Origin of the sequence: Rhodococcus sp. NPDC057135 (assembly GCF_042670865.1) — a bacterium.
GTDB lineage: Bacteria > Actinomycetota > Actinomycetes > Mycobacteriales > Mycobacteriaceae > Rhodococcus_F.
In genome coordinates this window covers 15,865-34,551 of sequence record NZ_JBHUUU010000010.1, presented here as the reverse complement: position 1 = coordinate 34,551, position 18,687 = coordinate 15,865, and the positions used below count along the sequence as shown (strand labels likewise).

Below are 18,687 nucleotides of genomic sequence, written 5' to 3'. Positions count from 1 at the left end.
CACCCGTCGCTTGTACGTTACGAAAGAACTGGACAAATATCCAGGAACTCTGACACTCGAGATCAGGCTGCCGGAGTGACCGTGACTGTGACCGGACCCGTGTCGTCCGCGGTTTCCACTGTGAGAAGGCGGCTTTGGGGATTCCAGTTCACTATGTCGGCGCCCGCGACGTCGACGCCGCCGGGAAAGCCGCTCTCGGGTAGATAGATCTCGGTCGGTGCCGTCACTGCGGGGTCCGGGGTGAACGTCAGCTGAAGGTGGTCAACGGCCGACGACCATTCGGTGGGTGTGCCCGCGACGGCACGCGGATAGGGCTTGTTCAGAGTGTCGACGAGGAGTGTCTGCGTTCCGTCCGGCAGGTACGGGCCCCAAGGGCCGGGATCGCTCGACCAGTACGAGACACCCGCGCCGAGTTCGCGCGCGGTCGTGTAGACGCGGTCGATGTAGTCGGCTGCGCCGGGCAGTGTTGTGTCGAGACCGAATTCGCCGAGGATGATCGGAGCGCCGCCGAGTACGTTGCCGGCGATGTGTTCGACGCTGTCGCGCCAGGTGTCGATGGTCGCGTCGGTGAGAGTGCGCGAGATGCCTGAGTACCCGTCACCGAGATCGAGGGGCAACGGATACAGGTGCGGGCAGTAAGCGATTCGCTGTTCGCAGGCTCGTGGGTCGTTGATCTTCGTGAGCCCGCTGGGGACACCTTGGTTGACGCCGACTGCTTGCGGGGCCACACATACCCAACTGTCCTGATCCACTTCTCTGATGGCGTTGGTGGTTCGCTGATACAGGGCGGCGAGGGGGCCACCTTCGAATGCAGGTCCCTGCAGGGAACCGCCCCACGGCTCGTTCATCAGGTCGTATGCCACGACGGTGTCATTGTCTGCAAAACGCTCGGCCACTGCCTGCCAGGCGTTCGCGTAGTGCTCGACCAGTTCGGGGTGTTGACCGGTCGTGTTCCAGAAGTTGTCGAAGGCGCGCATCACACCGGGTTGGATGTAGTACAGCTCCCACCGGTCTTGAGGGCTGACCGGAAGGCCGTCCATGTACGTTGCCCAGGCCGGTGCGCCGTTGCCGATGTTGCCGGCGCCGTTGCCACTGTTGCCTTCTGGAGTGATCGCGCCGGAGTACACGTCCTGATGCATGTCGAGCATGACCTTGTAGCCGCGCTCGGCGTACCAGCCGACTCGGTCCTCGACACGGTCCAGATACTCCTGGTCGTACTGTCCAGGCTCGGGTTCCACCGAACGCCAGGAGATCAGGAAACGCACGAAATTTGTTCCCATGTCGCCGTGTTCGCGTTCGAGATCCGCTTCGGTGAACTCCGGCATGCCGTCCGGTGAGCTTTTTGCGCTCGACGCCGTGTTGAACCCTCTCAGGATCAGCGAGCGGCCCGCGTCGTCGGTCAGATACGACGGTGGCACATCGGTGCCGGCGGCACTCCCTGGCATCGGCAGGCTACCTTCGGCAGCGGCGATGCCGCCGCCCAAGACCAGCGAGCCTGCGATGATCAGTGCTGAGAGCGGGATTCGACGCATAGAGCCTCCTACGGGAAGTGTGACTTGATTGACCTGTCCCACTGGGATTCAGATCTGGGCTTGTTTACTCGGTGCAGACTCACGTCGGTTGGCTGACACTGGTCCGCCCGTTCTCGATGTGTCCGACGAGCAGTCGCCGGAAACTCGGATCTTCGTCGACCGTCACGGCGGCCTGATACCAACCGTCCACCGGCGGCACCGTCCACCGACCGCGTGCACCCGCTCCGAGCCTGCGTCGATCCCCGTCCACATCGACGGACAGTGCGCGGTTACCGGAATTGGTCGCGGACAGAACAAGCGTGCGTGACCCCGTGTCGATCAGTGTCGAGACGTCGAGCGAAGCTGCCGCACTGTCTGTCGCTCCGGCGAACTCTCGTCTGAAACCATTGGGACCCAACAGGGTCAGGCTGTAGACCCGGTCAGCGAGCGCAACGACGTCGTCGGCTTCACCGACGACGTCGTAGTGTCGCGGCTCGTCGAACTCACCCGCATACGGGTACAAGGCCAGGTGCGTTGATGCGGCACCGGTATTGGCCAGATGGACCGTCAACGAGCCGGCGTCCGGGTCCACCGTCGCGTAAGCGTCGGGCTGATAGGGAAGTGCTCGCGCAGGCCGAGTTCCCTTTTCCTGTAGGGGCATGCTCTGTTCGGTGGGAGGGGTTGGCGTCCATCGCGGTTCCAGCGGCGGTGTGGGTTGCGGGCGCGCCAACGTAGGTCGGCTACGCGGGTTGGCGAAGTCGAACGCCGACGTGAGGTCACCACTCACCGTGCGTCGCCACGGGTCGATTTCCGGTTGCGTGATTCCGAACCGCTTCTCCAGAAACTGTGTGACAGAAGTGTGGTCGAATACCTGCGAACAGACGAAACCACCGACGGTCCACGGCGAGATGATCGTCATCGGCACCCTCGGACCGAGACCGAGCGGCTGATTGCCGACCCATTCGGTTTCGATCGAGCGCGGCGGTCTGGGCGGCGGTACATGGTCGAAGTACCCGTCGTTCTCGTCGAAGTTGACGATCACGGCCGTCTTCGCCCATAGATCCGGATCGGAGGCGATGGCGTCGAGCACTTGATAGAGCAGTGTTGCGCTCGCCGCTGGTGACGATCCCGAAGGATGCTCCGAATCCAACTCGGACGGAACAAGATAGCTGACTCGAGGCAGCGTCCCCGACTCGACGTCTTTCCTGAACTCGGCGGCCAGCGTGCCGGGCCGGGATCGGTACAACGCGCGGTCGTAGAGTTGGCGATCAGCAGGGGACAGTTGATCTGCAGCGGTCTCCAGCGCACGCACCGCTGCGTCCTGGACCGGCGGCGGCATCGACGGCAGGGCGAGATAGAACCCGGCCAAGGTCTGAAGTTCGAAAGGGAGCAGGCTAGGCCGGCCGAGCAGCCCTGCCGCCACCTTCTTGAAGGGGGTGAAGTATTCGAGGTTGTTGTCTCCGAAGTTGTCCCACTCCTGGTAGGTCTTCCAGGAAATGCCGGCGGACTGTAGTCGCTCAGGGACCGTCGTCCATCCGTAACCGGCGTGCCAGGGGTTGTAGGCCGCATTGGTTACGGCTCGCCCCTCCGGGCCCGGTGGATCCGAAGGAAGTACCGACGCTGTTGGATTCGGCGAGAGTGGCTCGTATCCGGTGTATCCAGAGACCCAATAGTTCCGGTTGGGGCTCGTCGATGTCGGCACGGAGCAGTGGTAGGCGTCGCAGATCGTGAACGCGTCCGCCAGTTCGTAATGGAAGGGGATGTCTTGCCGGTCGTAGTACGCCATTGTCGTACCGGTTTTTGCCGCGATCCAACCGTCGTGCCAGCCGTCGGCGAGTGCGGCATGTCCGCCCGCCCAGCTGTGGTCGAGTCCGGTGACGTTCTGGGTGTCCATGCGTTGTGCCGCAGCGGAATCGCGGATGGGGAAGGGGAGCACAGGACCGGCAGGCCCGGGTTGTTCGAAGACGCTGTGGCCGCCGCGCAGACGCAGCGCATTCGGATCCCCGAATCCGCGAACCCCCCTCAGCGCGCCGTAGTAGTGATCGAAAGATCGGTTCTCTTGCATGACGAGGACAACATGCTCGATCGAATCGAGCCCGCCGGAGTTGACGGGTGTCGCGAGTGCACGCTGAAGCGACGGCGGGAGAAGGGAAGTGGCGGCGAGTGCTGTCGCACCGACCCCTGCGGCGAGAAACGACCGTCGGGAAAGAGGATTCCTAGACACTTGTGCTCCATGAGATAAATCAATCGGTGCTATGACTACGGCCGTGACATGCTGTTGCCGCTGCTCCGAATCGGTGCAGCGGCAACAGTGTCGAGCGAATTGCGATCAGGAACCGAAGAGACCGCTCAGCGAGCCGAGGCTGCCCGAGCCGCCGTTCCCGCCGTCGTCAGGCGCAGCAGAAACCTTGACGACGGATTCGTCCGACGCGGACTGTGTGAATCCACTACGCCCCGCGAATGACGCCTTGATCCGATGATCGCCCGTCGATGCGAAAGTGTGCGTCAGTCGTGCCACTCCATCGACTCCGACGACAACGGGCTGTCCGATGGGTTGGTCCCCGTCGTAGAACTGAACCGAGCCCCCGCCGGGATTGGGACTGACCGTCGCGGAAAGTTCTGTCGCGACATTCTGCTTGGCCGTCGAGGGAGCTGCCAGTGAGGTCGAGGTGGTGACATCGGACGGCGCGGGGTCAGACACGGTGACCGTCTGAGCGGATGCCATCGACGGCATGAATCCTGTTGCGCCGGAGTAATAGGCCGACACTGCATGAGATCCAGCCGAGGTGAACGCATGTTCCAGGGTGGCTTTGCCGTCAGCGCCCACCGGGATCGGAGCGCCGATATCTGCGGCGCCATCCTTGAACTGGAGAGTGCCACCGGTGGGTGTCGGCGTGACCTGCGCCCTCAGCGACACCGATACGCCCGTCTTTGCATCGGTGGGAACGTTCACGGCAGTGTCGGTCTGCTTGACGACAGGTGCGGCAGTCACCGTGACCATCGCCTCGGTCGAGTTGGAACTCTGGAACCCGTTGACTCCCTGGAACGTTGCGGAGACCCGCGCGGTTCCGGCGGTGTAGAAGGTATGCGGTAGCCGGGCAATGCCGTCGGCACCCGGCGTGACCGGTGTGCCGACGTCGGCGCCGTCCACCCGGAACTGCACGTTTCCAGTGACCGGAGCCGGATCCACCTTCGCGACGAGCTCTGTCGGTGTACTGGCTTGGATCGAGCCGGGCATCTGGACTGTGGTCGTTGTCGGTTGGCTGACGTAGATGGTGGTCAGAGCCTGGCCGCCGGCGTTGAGGCCGGAGTTCCTGTTGTCTCGCGGGGAGCAGTTGTAGCGCTCCCAGTAGTTGACCGTGAAGACATCCTTTTCGCGCTGGACGAACGTGAGCGCATTTCGGTCGTCGTCGTAGTTGGCGGAACCGGGATCGGAAACCCTCAGCGAAGGCTTGATTTCGGTACCGGCCGCACCAGCTTTGACCGTGACGTCGACTGCGGGGAGTCGGAACTTGGTGTTGGCGCCGACGATGATTCCGTCACTGGATCGAACTGCGGAGGACGGACCGTTGCCGGTGGTTCGATTCGATCCGGAGATGCGCAGGTGCGTTCCGGATGCAGAGGGATTTCCGCCGTCGTCGATCTGTGTGACTGTTGGAGTGGCACTGTCCGATCCGAGGCCGTATGCACTGTTCGCCACAAGCTGGGAGCTCACGAATTCGACGCCCGACGGGATGTCGAAGTCGTATTTGATTCGGGCCCAGTGCACAACTCCACGGCTGGCATGCCCGCTGTTGTTTGCCTTCATCTCGTTCGGCTGCACGCGGTAGGTGACGGTCTCACCCGGTGCCGCGGTGGTTGGCGCGGTGATGGTGACTCCCGATCCGAGCGTCTCGTTGAACGTGATCGGGCTTGCTACACCGTCCATCTCGCGCACGTGGCATGCAGTTGTGAAGGGCACGCTCTTGGTCTCGGGGGCCGCAGAGGCGATCCCGCCACCGGCGATCGAGAACAGGCCGCCGGCCAGCACCGAGACGGTTGCAATCGCAGAGCCGCGTAGCAGTTTCGAGTTCATCGACGAATCCTGGTTTCTGCTCACAGTTTTCACGACCCGAATCCGGGGGTGCCGAGGCTGCCGAGGCTCCCGGTGCCAGGCTCGGGCTCGGACGGTTCGACGACGTTGATCGTCACGGCGCCCGACATCGACTCCATGAAGCCTGCAGATCCCGTGTAGTACGCCGTGATGTTGTGGTCGCCCGCTGTTGTCATCGTGCGATTGGCCTTTGCGACACCGTTGACGACGGCCACCGGAGCGCCGAGGTCTACCCCACCGTCACGGAACTGCACTGTTCCACCCGACGGCCACGGAGTGACCGTTGCCGTCAACTCCACGGAGTCTCCGACGACGGCCTTACCGGGCGCTTCGATTCGCGTCTGTGTCTGAGCGAGGCTGGAGTCGACATTGATCACGGCGAGTGGCTGGCCGCCTGCGTTCAATCCAGCCGAACGATTGTCGCGCGGTGAGCAATTGGTGGTCAGCCAGTATTTGACGCCACCGAGCAGCGTCTCCTGTTGCAGGAATGTCAGGTAGTTGGCGGCACTGTCGTAGGAACCCGAATTGGTGTCGGACACGCGCAGCATGGGCTTGATCTGGGTGCCGACAGCCCCGGACGTGACGGTGACGTCAACTGCCGGGAGCTGGAACGTCTTTCCTCCACCGACCTCGATTCCACCGCCGCCGTTGTCGTCGGTATTGGGTCCGTTGCCCGCGGTGATGTTGTTGCCGGAGATACGAAGATGCGTCCCACTCGGATCGGGTGAACCGGCATCGTTCACCCGCGTGATCGTCGGCGCGACCCCACCCAGATTCGAGCTGGTGCCCGCCACGATCTGCGCCCCCACGTAGGTCGTGCCTGCGGGGATGTCGAAATCGAACTTCAGACGGGTCCAGTTCACGACAGACCTGAGGTCGTAACCGTCTTTGGGGACCGTCATCGGCTTGGGGGCAAGACGGTAAGTGAAGGTGGAGTTCGGCGGGACCACGGTCGGGGCACTGATCGTGACGCCGGAATCACGCGTCTCGTTGTGTGTGATCGGCCCGGGGAACTGCCACCCATGGCACGATGCCGTGAACGGAAGGTTCACATCAGCTGCGGACGAGACTCCCGCTCCGCCGACGACCAGGGCAACGCATCCGGTCAAGGACGCGGCCACCCCTACTCCTCGGCGCATCAACGTCGACACCATTCACATTCTCCTTGAGTAGCGCCCGAAAAATATCGAGCTCTCGGCTGAAAGCCGGGTCCGGGAACCGGCCTCGAGCTGACAGAGAAGCGAATGCGTCTTGTCGTCTGCCTACCACCAGCTCAAACCCTGGAGTGGAGTAGAACACAGAGCTGGCTGCGAAATATGCGATTCGGACAAATTGTTGGACAAACGTCCAATCGGTGAAATTTCTCCACTCGATTGATCGCTCTGCAGCGCTTCGAGGTGGAGTGATGTGGGCCCGGTGAACGGTCAGGCGATGGCGCGGCGCATCAGGTCTGCCGTCTCCTTGTTGAATGCGACCAGAGTGACAGTCTCGACCTCGGTCTTCGCCGCGCGAATCGCTGAAGCGGCCTGCCAGACCGCGTCTTCCTTCGGCCAGCCGTACACCCCTGCCGAGATCAACGGAAAGGCGACGGTTCGTGCGCCGATCGAGTCGGCCACGGCGAGACTGCGCGTGTACGCCGACCGAAGCAATCCGGAGCGGTCCTCGGATCGCGAATACCTCGGGCCGACGGTGTGAATCACGGCCTTGGCGTGGAGCTTTCCGGCGGTGGTGGCTACGGCCGCACCCACCGGCAGGCCGTCGGGAAGGCTGGTGTTGCGCAATACCTCGCAAGCCTTCAGTATCTCCGGTCCTCCGGCTCGGTGGATCGCGCCGTCGACACCGCCACCGCCGAGGAGCCTGGAGTTGGCCGCATTGACGATGGCGTCGACGGTCAGTGTCGTGATGTCACCTTCGACGACTGCAATGACGGGCATGGATGCTCCTGTGTGTCCGACGGCTGTGTCTCCGACGGCTGTGTTCCAGAGTTCACGCTTCGGACGAGCCCACGGCATAGCCGAGCGTACGTCGTAGGGATCACGTCCGATCAACATCGAGTATCGCGCCGCAACCGACGGCGTGCGACTGTGCGCCTGAACGCAATGCAGAAGTACGCGCTTTCCCTCAGCTCGCAACGCCTGGACAGTGCGCGCTGCGTCGTCGAGAACGAACTCGAGGTTCGCGTTGGAATCATGACCGTCGTCGACCAACCAGAACTCGACGTGATCGGAGCTGACCTGTCGGTTTCCCATGCGGCACAGGCTGACCACGGCGTCGTAGTCCGCAGTGGACACCGCATCGACGCCGCCGAGCATGACGCCGTCGTCGTGCGGGTGCGTCGTCAGGCGGTGGGTTCCGCGGAACCTCGAGTAGTCGAGTTCTGCCGTCGACGGCCAACCGTTCTGGTCGTCGGTGCCGCCGCGAGCAGTCTTGATCGCCAGGCGAACCAGATCGGAGGAACGATATCCCGGCCAGCCGTGCATGATTCGGCGCCAGCGCGCGGGAACTGCCGACGCGCCCCAACGGGCGCCGAGCAACCCGCCTGCGATAGCCGCGGTCGTGTCGGTGTCCCCGCCGGCTCGTACGGCCGCTTCCAGTGCATGCTGAAGGTGGCGAGCATCGGAATTGTCCGTGGAGGTGATTGCCCACCAGGCAGTCTGAAGTGCATGTACCACCCAGCCGTTCTTGGAGAAGTCCTGCGGTTTCCCGGTTTCGGCCTGATCGAGCAGCGGGCCCCAGTATTCGGCGACCTCCTGATCGACGACCGAGAGGAAGCCGCGAACACCGTCGAAGTTGCCGGCGACAACGGCATGGCGGATGGCGTAGGTCCACAACTCGCACGCCTGTCCGGCACGCGGGTCGTCATGCGTGAGTGAACTGATCCGGTGCGCGGCCGCCAGGGCACCGTCTGCATCGTCCAAGTAGGCGAGGGCGACGGGAGCGGTGCGCATGAGTGAGCCGTTGCCGGCCTTGCGGCCGCTGATCTCCTGCGCACGATTTGTCATCGCGGCTGCGGTTTCGGATCGTGCCGACAGTACCGCTCGCGTCTGGTTGCCGATGTCCTCGGGCTTCGAGTCGTACCACCGGATAAACTGTGCTGCAATGGCATCGAGACCGTCAGAGCTTCCGATGTCGATTCCGGTCGCGGCCACCTCGGCAATCGCAACTGCCATCGAGGTGTCGTCAGTCCATTCTCCCGGCGCCCAGTTGAACGGGCCGCCGCCGATCATGTCGATGGCGACCTCGGCCTTCGGGTAGCTGAATTCGTAGCCGGCGCCGAGTGAATCTCCGGCTGCGGTGCCGAGCAGAACGCCCGCAGCTCGATCGGACTGCTGTGCGGTGAGTTTCATAGCCACCTCTTCGATTCGCGATGATCGTTTGATCAACTTTGCGCTAACCATAGATCATGTTTGAGATAACATGCAAGGGTGAATAAATGGACAGACACGAGCGGTAAGGCATTGACGGACTATCCACGTCCGTCCGTGGCGGTGGACGTCGCGGTGCTGACGTACAGCGGTGGATCCCTGAAAGTACTGGTTGTCCGGCATCGTCTCGGCTCGCTGGCGCTACCGGGAACATTTCTGCACGAACGCGAATTGCTCACGGCCGCAGCCGATCGCGCCTTGTCGGTCAAGGCCGCATTGGCCGAGACGAACTTTCACCAGTTGGCGATTTTCGACCGACCGGATCGCGACGACCGCGGTTGGGTTCTGTCGGTCGCGCACACCGCCGGCCTGGTGGAATCGGCTCTGCCCGATTCAGCGCTTCTTGTCGATGTGTACGACGACGCGGCGGTAAGTGGACTTGCGTTCGATCATGCCGACATGGTGCGACTTGCGGTCACGGACCTGCGTACGAGGTATGCGTCGTACGTTGATCCGGACGGATTGTCGGGCGGATCCTTCACCGTTGCCGAACTTCGAGGCCTCTACGAGGTGATCTTCGATCGTCCGTTCCAGAAAGACAGCTTCCGCCGGCAGGTAATCGACGCGCTGGAAAGCACCGGCGAGATGAGTAGGCCAGGTAACGGCCGGCCGGCCGAGACGTACCGGAGGCGGGGTGACGGCGCACTGACTGCGCAGGCAATGGCATTTCTGACCGGATAAAGTGAAACGAATTCTTGCGATTCTGCTGACCTGAGGCGCTGAGCTGGGTAACGTCCGATTGATGGGTGCAGTTTCGAATGAAGCCGAGTCCAAGATTCCGACCGTCGTGTGGGGTACGGGCAACGTCGGGCGCGCATCAATTCGCGCTGTGACAGCCAATCCCGCCCTCGAACTTGTCGGCGTCATCGTTGCCAACCCGGCGAAGGTCGGGCGAGACGCAGGTGATCTTGCCGATCTGGGAGTACACCTGGGCGTCGCTGCTACCGACGACGCCGAGGCCGTGCTCGCTGCGTCCCCAGGCGCGGTGGTCTACGCGGCGTCCGGCGACATTCGGCCCGATGACGCGGTTGCCGACATCACGCGGGCTCTGGCCGCCGGAGCTGTGGTGGTCACGCCATCCGTATATGCGCTGTACGACCCGAAATCGGCACCTCCCGAGCTTCGTGATCCCGTCGAAGCTGCTGCCAAGGCAGGCGGCGGCGCCTTGTTCGTCTCCGGTATCGATCCGGGTTGGGGCAACGACATCCTGCCGATTCTCGTCAGCGGGCTCGCGGGGACAATCGATCAGATTCGGTGTCAGGAAATTTTCGACTACACGACCTACGAACAGCCGGATTCCGTCCGCTACCTGATCGGGATGGGTCAGCCGATGGACTACGAACCTCCCATGGTCGCGCCCAGTGTTCCCACCATGGTCTGGGGTGGGCAGATTCGACTCATCGCGCGGGCACTCGGGGTGGAACTCGACGAGATCCGCGAGACTTTGCTGCGCCGCCCGCTCGAGGAAACCGTGTCGACCGAACATATGGGGGAGTTCGCGGCCGGCACCCAAGGCGCACTGCGATTCGAGGTTCAGGGAATCGTCTGCGGGGAACCCTTGATCGTGATCGAACACGTCACGCGTATTCATCCGTCCTGTGCCCGCGATTGGCCGCTCCCACCCGACGGTGGCGACGGTGCGCACAAGGTGATCGTCGAAGGACGACCACGAATCGAGATCAACGTCGAGGCCACTGATGAGGGTGGAAACCGCGCGGCCGGCGGAAATGCTACCGCCGTAGGACGTCTCGTCAATGCAATTCCGTGGTTGCGTCAGGCCGAACCCGGCCTTTACGACGCGCTGGACGTTCCGCTCACACCAGGCGTCGGCAAGCTCGGTGCCCGAAACTCGGAGGTACTCACATGAACATCGACATTCCCGAAGGTAAGAATCCGATCGGCTACGTGTGGGGTGAGATGGTCCCCGGCATCGGGCCTGCAGCGGCAGGATTCTCCCAAAAGGTCTACACGGACGGCACTCTCGGCCTCCGCGAGTTCGAAGCGGCCCGGCTCAGGATCGCTCAGATCAACGGATGCATCTTCTGCCAGGACTGGCGCACCGAGCGCGACGGCGAAACGGTGGAGTCGACGTTCGATCAGGCTGTCACCGACTGGCGCAACACCGATGCCTTCGACGACAGGACACGCCTCGCTGCCGAATATGCCGAGAGATACGCTCTCGACCACCACGGGCTCGACGACGAGTTCTGGGAACGCATGACCGCTCACTATTCCCAGCGGGAAATCGTCGAGTTGAGCATGTGCCTCGGATCGTGGTTGGCCTTCGGCAGGCTCAACCACGTCCTCGGCCTCGACACGCAATGTGTGTTGCCCGGCAACTGAATTCGACCTCTCGAGATCCGAACGGAGCGGGGGTTTGATCGAGAAAGTCCGATCCTGGCACGGCCGCACAAGACGAGATCGGGACTCCTCTGTGCAAGACGCCCCGCTCACTCTGCGGTCACCGGTTGCGGTTTACTGCGGGGTTGACAGCAAGGTAGATCGTAAGGCCGCCGGGAAGACAGGTATCAGTCGCGGATACAACGATTCCGGACGACGCCGCCTTGAATTCGACGTATGCCGTCGCAGCGTCGGCGAATGCACAAACCGTGGCGACCGCAGTCCGCACCCTGGTGAATTCTCTAAAGGATCGGACATCGACGGCTCGCGCGGCAGGTGCCTGAGCCATGCACATTCATCTCGACAGGATGATTACGAGCGCTACGTTATGCTCATCAACACGGCCGCAACGACAATCACCCAGAAGTAACCCAGCACCAGGCCCAGCACTGCAAGTCCATGCCCTTGCTCGCCCGTCCGCCGAATTTGGCCCAGAGAGATATGGCCGAACACAATGGCAAGCGGTGCAAAAACAAACCCACATACAAGGGCTGCAATCGCCAGTGAGTTCGTGCGAGTGCTGAAATTGTAAGAGGGATTTGCAACAAACTTGTCCGAAGTCACGGCTCGTCCATCCGCGGTGTAGCCGGTTACCGGATAGACAGGCTCGCCATCATGAGTAAAACCGATGTGGGACCGTGTCGGGCGGATCTCCGGTGGGGCCATCGCACGCTTCCATGCGGCGACAAGAACGCACAAGATCAGACCACAGATCATAATGATGCCCGCTGCATCCGGCCCGAGGAATGCTGTACTTAGCATGGAACCAACGATTACCCCGCCCAGCAGTTTCCATACGAATGGAACCAGCGCAAGATTCATCAGAATCCACTCTTGCCATGACTGTTCAGCTCCGACGGCCTCGATCTCGATCGGTTCGCCTTCGGGCTTTGTCATTAATTCCCGCCTTCCAGTCATCGGAGAGTTCGGATCGAATACCGTGGACGGACACCATTCTCGCGTAAACAGTTCTTCGAACTTCCATTTCTAGCAGGGCCCCACAGACCTGTGTAGTCATCCAATCGGATGAATATATTGTCGAAATATATTCATCCGACGGGTCGTGTGCTATCCATATCGGATACATATGGCCGGAGGGTTCAGCCGTGAAAATTTTCGTATAGTTCAGCTACTGTGCTCCACCATCATCCTCGCTCCGGACGGCATGAATCGCTCAAAACCGCTCGGTTGCGCTGCGCCGCAGTGAGAAGCGGAGTCCCGGCATCACCGGTTCGTCTCCGAACTTTCGGATTGGATGTTTGATGTGTCGTGGCTCGAGGCGAGACTGTGCGTTTGCTGGTCACTCGGTTTGCGGCCGGCGGCACTACGACTTGAGGAGATCGAGTGAGGCGCACTGGTATATCGGCCGTTATGGTGGTGGCGGTAATCGCGTTGGCGTCGTGCGCGGTATTGGACCGTGACGGGCGACAAGCCACGGAAGCACCGGCGGCACAGCGTTCGGCGATTTCGAACTCTTCGAGCGCGGATGCAGGAGGAAGTCAGGCTGTTGCGTCGGTCGACGGGGTGGAGATTCGAGCCAGCGCCAGTGCCGGCGACAGTCGCAGGCACCTTACGATCTCCGAAGGTCACGCGACCATCCCCGAGGCTGCGGCCCGCGTGGCGTCGACCAAGGTGGTCAGTGTGCAGATGGACGCGGGAAAGACCCAACCATCAGCACCGGTCAGAGTGGAGTTCGATCTCTCGGATCGTCCTGATCTGGTCGCAAAGTTCACCGATGGCGTTGTAGCTGTGGTCGAAACGGTGTCCGAATCGGATCCGAATGAGTTCGACATGTTCATCGCACAGTGGAATCCGGAGACCAAGTCGATCACAGCGGATCTGACCCATCTGACGGGCGTCTGGGCCAGCTTCGTCGACCCGAAGGTGCTCAAGGCTGGTGTTCAGCGGGTCTTCGAGAAGGTGCGCGGGAACTCGAACTCCCAGTGCCGGGAGCGGAGCGAAGTGACACTCGACGGGATCGAGTACACATTGACCGCCGTGAGCCCCGGGGCAGTGGCCGGATGCCTTGTCAACAGCGGCGGCGCGCTGGCGGTCGACTTCGAGAATGCGACGGGCTCGTTTTACACGATCGTGGTGGCACCGGACACGGCCGGCGGGGTGTGGACTAACTCGGGCGCATTGAGCATCTCCGATTCGGCAGGTGCGCTGGCCTCTTCGGTCACGTTGGGCAGCAAGGGAGTACTGGTGGGGCGGTCGGGCGGTCGCTTGGTCGTGAACGAGGGGATCGACCAGTTCGATGTGCGCCTGTGGCCGCAGCAGCAGGGCATTTTGACCAAGAGCTTGCTCTCGGGGATCAGCATGCTGGGTCTCGACCTGAAACAGCTCGAGTCGATAACAGGGGCATGGGATTGCATCGCTACGGCAACCAACGCGACACAGATTGACAGTAGCTTTTCGCCGGGCGATCTCTACACGATGATCACCGACGTCAGCCAGTGTGTTGTCACCCAGGTCAGTCTCCAATCTGGCGACAGGGCACGTTCGGCCGCCCTTCATCGACTGAGCAGCGCGGTCGAGGTGTTCTCGCTTTTCCAGCAGCTCATGGACTTCACTGCCGGCAGCGTGCAGGCGATAGCTCGTGACTCGGTCAAGGATTTCCGGATACGTAGCACGGCGTCTTCGTCGGCATCGTCGACAGCAGCAACTCCGCAGGCTCCAGCACCAGTCGTTGTCGACCGTATCGAGTTGAAGACCTGGGCCTACGACCGCGTTGAGGGCAACACTTACGTGGCGGACAATACGGGGAAGAAGAACTTGACCGTGCACGTGAACTCGTTCGCAGGCGACAAGGATGTCCGGGCCGGCTGTCAGACCACTGTGACCGTGACCGGCCCCGGACTCTCCCAGACCGAAACAACCGACAGCTGCTTCGTCGGCAATCCGGGAATCGGGTTCGTGGCACCCTCGCCAGGCGAATACTTGGTCGCAGCCACGGTGGCACAACAAGGGCGCGCCGACATCACGTCACAAGTGGTCGTGAACGTCATTTCCCGGGCTCCACGGTGACGACGGACTGACTGAGTCCGAGCGCGGTCCTGTCGGCCAATTGAACTAGTTACCCAGCGTCGTCAGATCCGGGTAGTTCGAGACCTCCCAGCCGCCGTCGACGACCAGACTGGTTCCGGTGATGTACGAGGCGTCGTCGCTGGCGAGATAGAGGCAGGGGCCGGCGATCTCGTCGGGAGTTGCTGCTCGGGACATGGGGATTCGGCTGAGGAACATGTCGCGGGCGGGCTCGTAGTTCATGACCGGCGCGACCAACGGCGTGTCGACCAGGCCGGGTAGAACGGCATTGACCCGGATTCGCGACGCAGCGAGTTCGATCGCGGCATTCTTGCTGAACATCTCGACCCCGGCCTTACCCGTCGCGTATGCGCTCCCATAAGGGCTCGGTACGTGCGCGTTGAGGGAGGATACGTTGACTATCGCACCGCCACGACCGTGCTCTCGAATATGTCGCGCTTCATGTTTGGTGCAGAGAAAGACGCCCTTCTGAACCAAATCGATGGTGAAATCCCAGTCGGCCTCGTCGAGGTCGACTATCTGCCCCACCCGGGATGCGCCCGCAACGTTGAAGGCAATGTCGATCCCACCGAATTCCGCCGCCGCCGCGGCAATTGCTTCGGCAACATCGGATTCCTGGGTGACGTCGGCTGGTGCGGCGAGATATGAACCGTCGTGTTGAGCCGCAATCGCCTTCAAAGCATCTGCCGCGATGTCGATTCCGGCCACCTGCGCACCTTCGCTGAGAAGCCGTAGGGCGATGGCTGCACCGATACCTGATGCCGCGCCGGTGACAACCGCGGTTTTGCCGGCAAATCTGGACGTGTTAATGGGTACCTGCTTTCAAGAACTTTCCGGTTCGGCGGTTGCCGAGAACGGGTGCTGCTTCTCCGTCGCCGAAGACGTACTCGCCGCCGACGAACACTGCGTTGACGGTCTGGTCGTTGCGATTGACCATGCGGGAGAGGTTGTCGTACTCCACAACCGGGCTCTCCGCGTAGGTCTCGAGTGAATCGTCGAGATGGGCGGGATCGATGACGACGAGGTCGGCGCGGTCACCCAATCGCAGGTGTCCTGCATCCACGTCGTACCACTCGGCCAGTTCACCGGTGAGACGATGCACCGCGGCCTCGACCGTCATGAAGGGACGGCCGATTTTTTGGGCGTCGTAGACTCGGCGAAGTAGTCGTAGGCCGAAGTTGTAGAACGCCATATTGCGCAAATGTGCTCCGGCGTCGGAAAATCCGAGTTGGACGCCGTTGTCCTGGGCGAATTTGTCCAAAATTTCCGGCCGGTGGTTAGAGATGGTTGTGCGCCACCGAACCTTCGTGCCGTGTTCGAGGACCAGATCCAGGAAGGCATCGACAGGGTGGAGGCCGCCACGTTCGACGCCGACCTGCCCGAAGCTCTTGCCGACAAGGGATTCATCAGGGCAGGCTACGATCTCGGCGTCGAAGAAGTCGCGGTGCCAGACTTTGACGCCGAACTTCTGGTCGTAGTCCTTGCGGAATTGTCGACGGTACTCCTCGCTCTGCATCAGAACGTTGCGTTCCATCTCATCAGTCAGATGCAGTGCCGCAGCGCCGGATCCGAACTCCTCGAAGACGACCAGATCGATGCCGTCGGCATATACCTCGAAGGGGACTGGCAGGTGCTGCCAGCGCAAGTTGCCGCCGAGTCGATTGACCAGATGCGCCAGCGGTCCGAGGATTACCACCGCCAGCTTGTTCGACTTGATGTCAGCTGCCGAGAGCATGCTCGTCTTGAGTCGCTTACGCCAGAGACCCACGCTGGTGAATGCCATCGCACCGGTATTCAGCGGGTTGGAGAGGTCAGGTCCGGCCTGAAATACACGGCCGCGGCGACGTAGGATCGCGTTGAGTCGGCGTCGTTCCTTCGTAGTCGAATAGGTCGACGGCAGGGTTCGTGAGCGGCAGGTTTCGCCGTCGAGTTTGTCGAACAGTAGTTGCTGCCCGGACATTCCGACGAAGCCGGCGTCGAGCGCCTCGGTCAACTGTGCTTCCATCGACGCGAGTTCGGCGTCTGTGGGACGCACGTCTTTCCGGGTTGCACGGTCCAGTCCCATCTCGGCGGCCCGCATGTCGGAGTGTCCGATGAAGGCTGCAATGTTGGGACCTAGCGGAAGCGCCTCGAGTGCAGCGACGTACTCTCTTGCGGAGTTCCAGGTCTTGGCCCGCGTGAGCGCATCGACGACGTGCTGACGAGGGATTGCTTCGACGCGGCCGAAGAGATCACCGGCATCGGAGGGGCTGGCGTGAATTGTGGACAGGGAACACGATCCGACAAAGATCGACGTAACCCCGTGCCGCAGGGATTCACTGAGTGCAGGCCCGTCCAGGATCTCGACGTCGTAGTGCGTGTGGATGTCCACGATGCCTGGGATCACCCACTTGCGCCGTGCGTCGATGACACGGGGACAGTCGGTTTCGTCGAGCGGATCGAGGGAGATGGCCGTGACCAGCCCGCCTCGGATACCCAGATTGCGGACAGCGGGTTTCGCCCCGGTGCCGTCGAACCACAGACCGTTGTTGATCACGGCGTCGTAGGTCATGAGAGAACCACCTTTGCGCGTATCGTTTTTCCGGTCGCGTTGCGGGGGAGAGAAGTTGTGCTCAGTTTCCACTTCACCGGCACCTTGAAGTAGGCGAGTCGTTCGGCGACGTAATCACGTAGTTCCTCTTCGCCGGCGGCGCCCTCGCTCCGCAAAACGACGACGGCTGCAACTTCTTGGCCGAGGTCAGCCGAATCAATGCCGATCACAGCGCATTCCAGTACAGCGGGATGCTCGTCGATGCACTGCTCGATTTCGAGAGGGTAGACGTTCTCGCCGCCGCGCAGGATCAGATCGGATCGGCGGCCCGTCAGGCGGAGTCGGCCGTCCTCGAACACTCCGAAGTCGCCGGTCCGGAGCCATCGATCAGGACCGATGGCGGCTGCAGTCGCGGTCTCGTCGTTCCAGTACCCCAACATCACGTAGGGGCTGCGTGCGCAGATCTCACCTTCCTCACCGTCGGGGACTGCAACCCCGAAGGGGTCACGGACCTCTACACTCACTCCGATGATCGGCCGGCCGAGAGTTCCGGGGAAAGCGGCAAGTTCTGGTGGAGTGGCAACCGAAATGCCGGTGGAGGATTCGGTGAGCCCGTAGCTGTCCACCAAGGTGTGTTGCGCAAAAGGCAGCCGTGCACGCAGGCGGTCCTGCAAGGCCGGAGATGACGGTGCAGACGCGAGCGCAAAGGCGCTCAGTGAGGTCAGATCGTACTTCTCGAGACTGCCGTGTTCGAGAAGACGGGTTGCCATGGTGGGTACGACCGCCCAGTTGGTGACCTTCTCGCGTTCGACGAGGGAAAGGACTTCGTCGATGTCGAAGGCGCCCTGGTGGATGACCACTGCTCCGCCCGTCGCGAGACGTGGGATCGCCAGGTTATGCAGGCTTGCAATGTGAAACAGCGGTGCGGTCAGCAGATACCGCAAGTCGCTCGGTCGGCCGTCGCTGGGTTTTCCGGTGAACGCCGCAGCGAGGCGATCACTGTAGCGGTGGTAGTCGATGACGGCCAACATGTTTCGGTGAGTGTGAACAGCTCCTTTGGGGCGGCCGCTGGTTCCGCTCGTGTAGAGGATGACGGCCGGATCGTCCTCGTCGACAGCAGCGCGGGGGAGTGGCGATCCCGAGTACTTCTCCATCAAGGCCGGTAGATCTTCTTCCATCGTGAGCACTCGAACTTCGGTGTTCAGTTCGGAAAGAACTTGTGCACGTTTGGCGTCGGCGATCACCACGGTGGGAGTGGTGTGATCGATGCCGTACGCCACCTCGCGGGCCACCCACCACGAGTTGAATCCGACGGCGATGGCGCCGAGGGACTGAGCCGCCCAGAAGGTCATCACCCATTCCGGCGTATTGGCGGCAAGTATGCCCACCCGATCACCCTTGCGGACGCCGTACCGCTCGCGCAGCGCTGTGGCCAATGCTGCTACGGCTTCACCGTGCTCGAGGTAGCTGAAGCTCGGTCCTTGGTCACCAGGTAGTCGCGTGAGCCGTAGTCGAAGGACGCGGCGAGCACGTCGCCGAGTGCCTTGTCGCGGTTCTTCATGACGGGCATCGAACTGCCGAGTACATCCTCGACTTGCATTTCGAAAGGACCACCGGGGCCGGTCAATCCGGCCATGACGGACGCGATGAATGCTTGTGTATCAGCGGAAGTGGTCACGTGAA

General features: G+C 62.0%; 12 protein-coding genes and 1 pseudogene. 4 read left to right on the top strand and 9 right to left on the bottom strand.

Translation table 11 applies throughout. The features are described 5' to 3' along the window. Positions 1-62: 62 nt before the first annotated feature. From ACFT1A_RS19400 to ACFT1A_RS19380, 5 genes are all read right to left on the bottom strand, one after another. The gene (locus tag ACFT1A_RS19400) at positions 63-1,532 is read right to left on the bottom strand and encodes a cellulase family glycosylhydrolase (protein ID WP_378448305.1); all 1,470 of its coding nucleotides are present in this window, start codon (positions 1,530-1,532) and stop codon (positions 63-65) included. Between the two features lie 79 nt (positions 1,533-1,611). After that, positions 1,612-3,735, bottom strand: a complete 2,124-nt coding sequence (locus ACFT1A_RS19395) for a phosphocholine-specific phospholipase C (RefSeq protein WP_378448304.1) — start codon at positions 3,733-3,735, stop codon at positions 1,612-1,614. Between the two features lie 105 nt (positions 3,736-3,840). Then, entirely contained in the window at positions 3,841-5,586 is a 1,746-nt protein-coding gene (locus ACFT1A_RS19390; RefSeq protein WP_378448303.1) for an Ig-like domain-containing protein, read from the bottom strand. Between the two features lie 29 nt (positions 5,587-5,615). Beyond that, positions 5,616-6,758 (bottom strand): Ig-like domain-containing protein, encoded by a 1,143-nt coding sequence (locus ACFT1A_RS19385; protein WP_378448302.1) that lies wholly within the window; start codon positions 6,756-6,758, stop codon positions 5,616-5,618. A 270-nt stretch (positions 6,759-7,028) separates the two neighbouring features. Further along, the gene (locus ACFT1A_RS19380; RefSeq protein WP_378448301.1) at positions 7,029-8,951 is read right to left on the bottom strand and encodes an O-acetyl-ADP-ribose deacetylase; all 1,923 of its coding nucleotides are present in this window, start codon (positions 8,949-8,951) and stop codon (positions 7,029-7,031) included. Between the two features lie 78 nt (positions 8,952-9,029). On the opposite strand from ACFT1A_RS19380, the gene ACFT1A_RS19375 reads away from it, so the two are divergent. The 3 genes from ACFT1A_RS19375 to ACFT1A_RS19365 all read left to right on the top strand — a co-directional run bounded on the left by ACFT1A_RS19375 (position 9,030) and on the right by ACFT1A_RS19365 (position 11,372). Then, the gene (locus ACFT1A_RS19375) at positions 9,030-9,710 is read left to right on the top strand and encodes an NUDIX hydrolase (protein WP_378448300.1); all 681 of its coding nucleotides are present in this window, start codon (positions 9,030-9,032) and stop codon (positions 9,708-9,710) included. Between the two features lie 61 nt (positions 9,711-9,771). Then, positions 9,772-10,896: a dihydrodipicolinate reductase gene (locus ACFT1A_RS19370; protein WP_378448299.1), complete on the top strand. Its 1,125-nt coding sequence runs from the start codon at positions 9,772-9,774 to the stop codon at positions 10,894-10,896. Then, positions 10,893-11,372 carry a carboxymuconolactone decarboxylase family protein gene (locus tag ACFT1A_RS19365; RefSeq protein ID WP_378448298.1) on the top strand — a complete coding sequence of 160 codons (480 nt, stop codon included), beginning with the start codon at positions 10,893-10,895 and terminating at the stop codon, positions 11,370-11,372. The genes ACFT1A_RS19370 and ACFT1A_RS19365 overlap by 4 nt, the downstream gene beginning before the upstream one ends. A 378-nt stretch (positions 11,373-11,750) precedes the next feature. On the opposite strand, the gene ACFT1A_RS19360 is transcribed toward ACFT1A_RS19365, so the two are convergent. Further along, positions 11,751-12,326: a DUF4190 domain-containing protein gene (locus tag ACFT1A_RS19360; RefSeq protein ID WP_378448297.1), complete on the bottom strand. Its 576-nt coding sequence runs from the start codon at positions 12,324-12,326 to the stop codon at positions 11,751-11,753. Between the two features lie 447 nt (positions 12,327-12,773). Here ACFT1A_RS19360 and ACFT1A_RS19355 point away from each other — a divergent pair, with 447 nt between their 5' ends. Continuing rightward, a complete protein-coding gene (locus ACFT1A_RS19355) occupies positions 12,774-14,456 on the top strand; it encodes a hypothetical protein (RefSeq protein WP_378448296.1) in 1,683 nt (560 codons plus the stop codon). A 45-nt stretch (positions 14,457-14,501) separates the two neighbouring features. Here ACFT1A_RS19355 and ACFT1A_RS19350 read toward each other — a convergent pair whose 3' ends face one another. The 3 genes and pseudogenes from ACFT1A_RS19350 to ACFT1A_RS19340 form a co-directional block, all read right to left on the bottom strand. Further along, complete coding sequence (locus ACFT1A_RS19350; RefSeq protein WP_378448517.1) at positions 14,502-15,284, bottom strand: SDR family NAD(P)-dependent oxidoreductase; 783 nt, start codon at positions 15,282-15,284, stop codon at positions 14,502-14,504. Continuing rightward, a complete protein-coding gene (locus ACFT1A_RS19345) occupies positions 15,280-17,025 on the bottom strand; it encodes an amidohydrolase family protein (RefSeq protein WP_378448295.1) in 1,746 nt (581 codons plus the stop codon). The genes ACFT1A_RS19350 and ACFT1A_RS19345 overlap by 5 nt, the downstream gene beginning before the upstream one ends. Beyond that, positions 17,022-18,682 (bottom strand): annotated as a pseudogene (locus ACFT1A_RS19340) (class I adenylate-forming enzyme family protein). Before ACFT1A_RS19340 ends, ACFT1A_RS19345 begins: the two are co-directional and overlap by 4 nt. Positions 18,683-18,687: the final 5 nt, after the last annotated feature.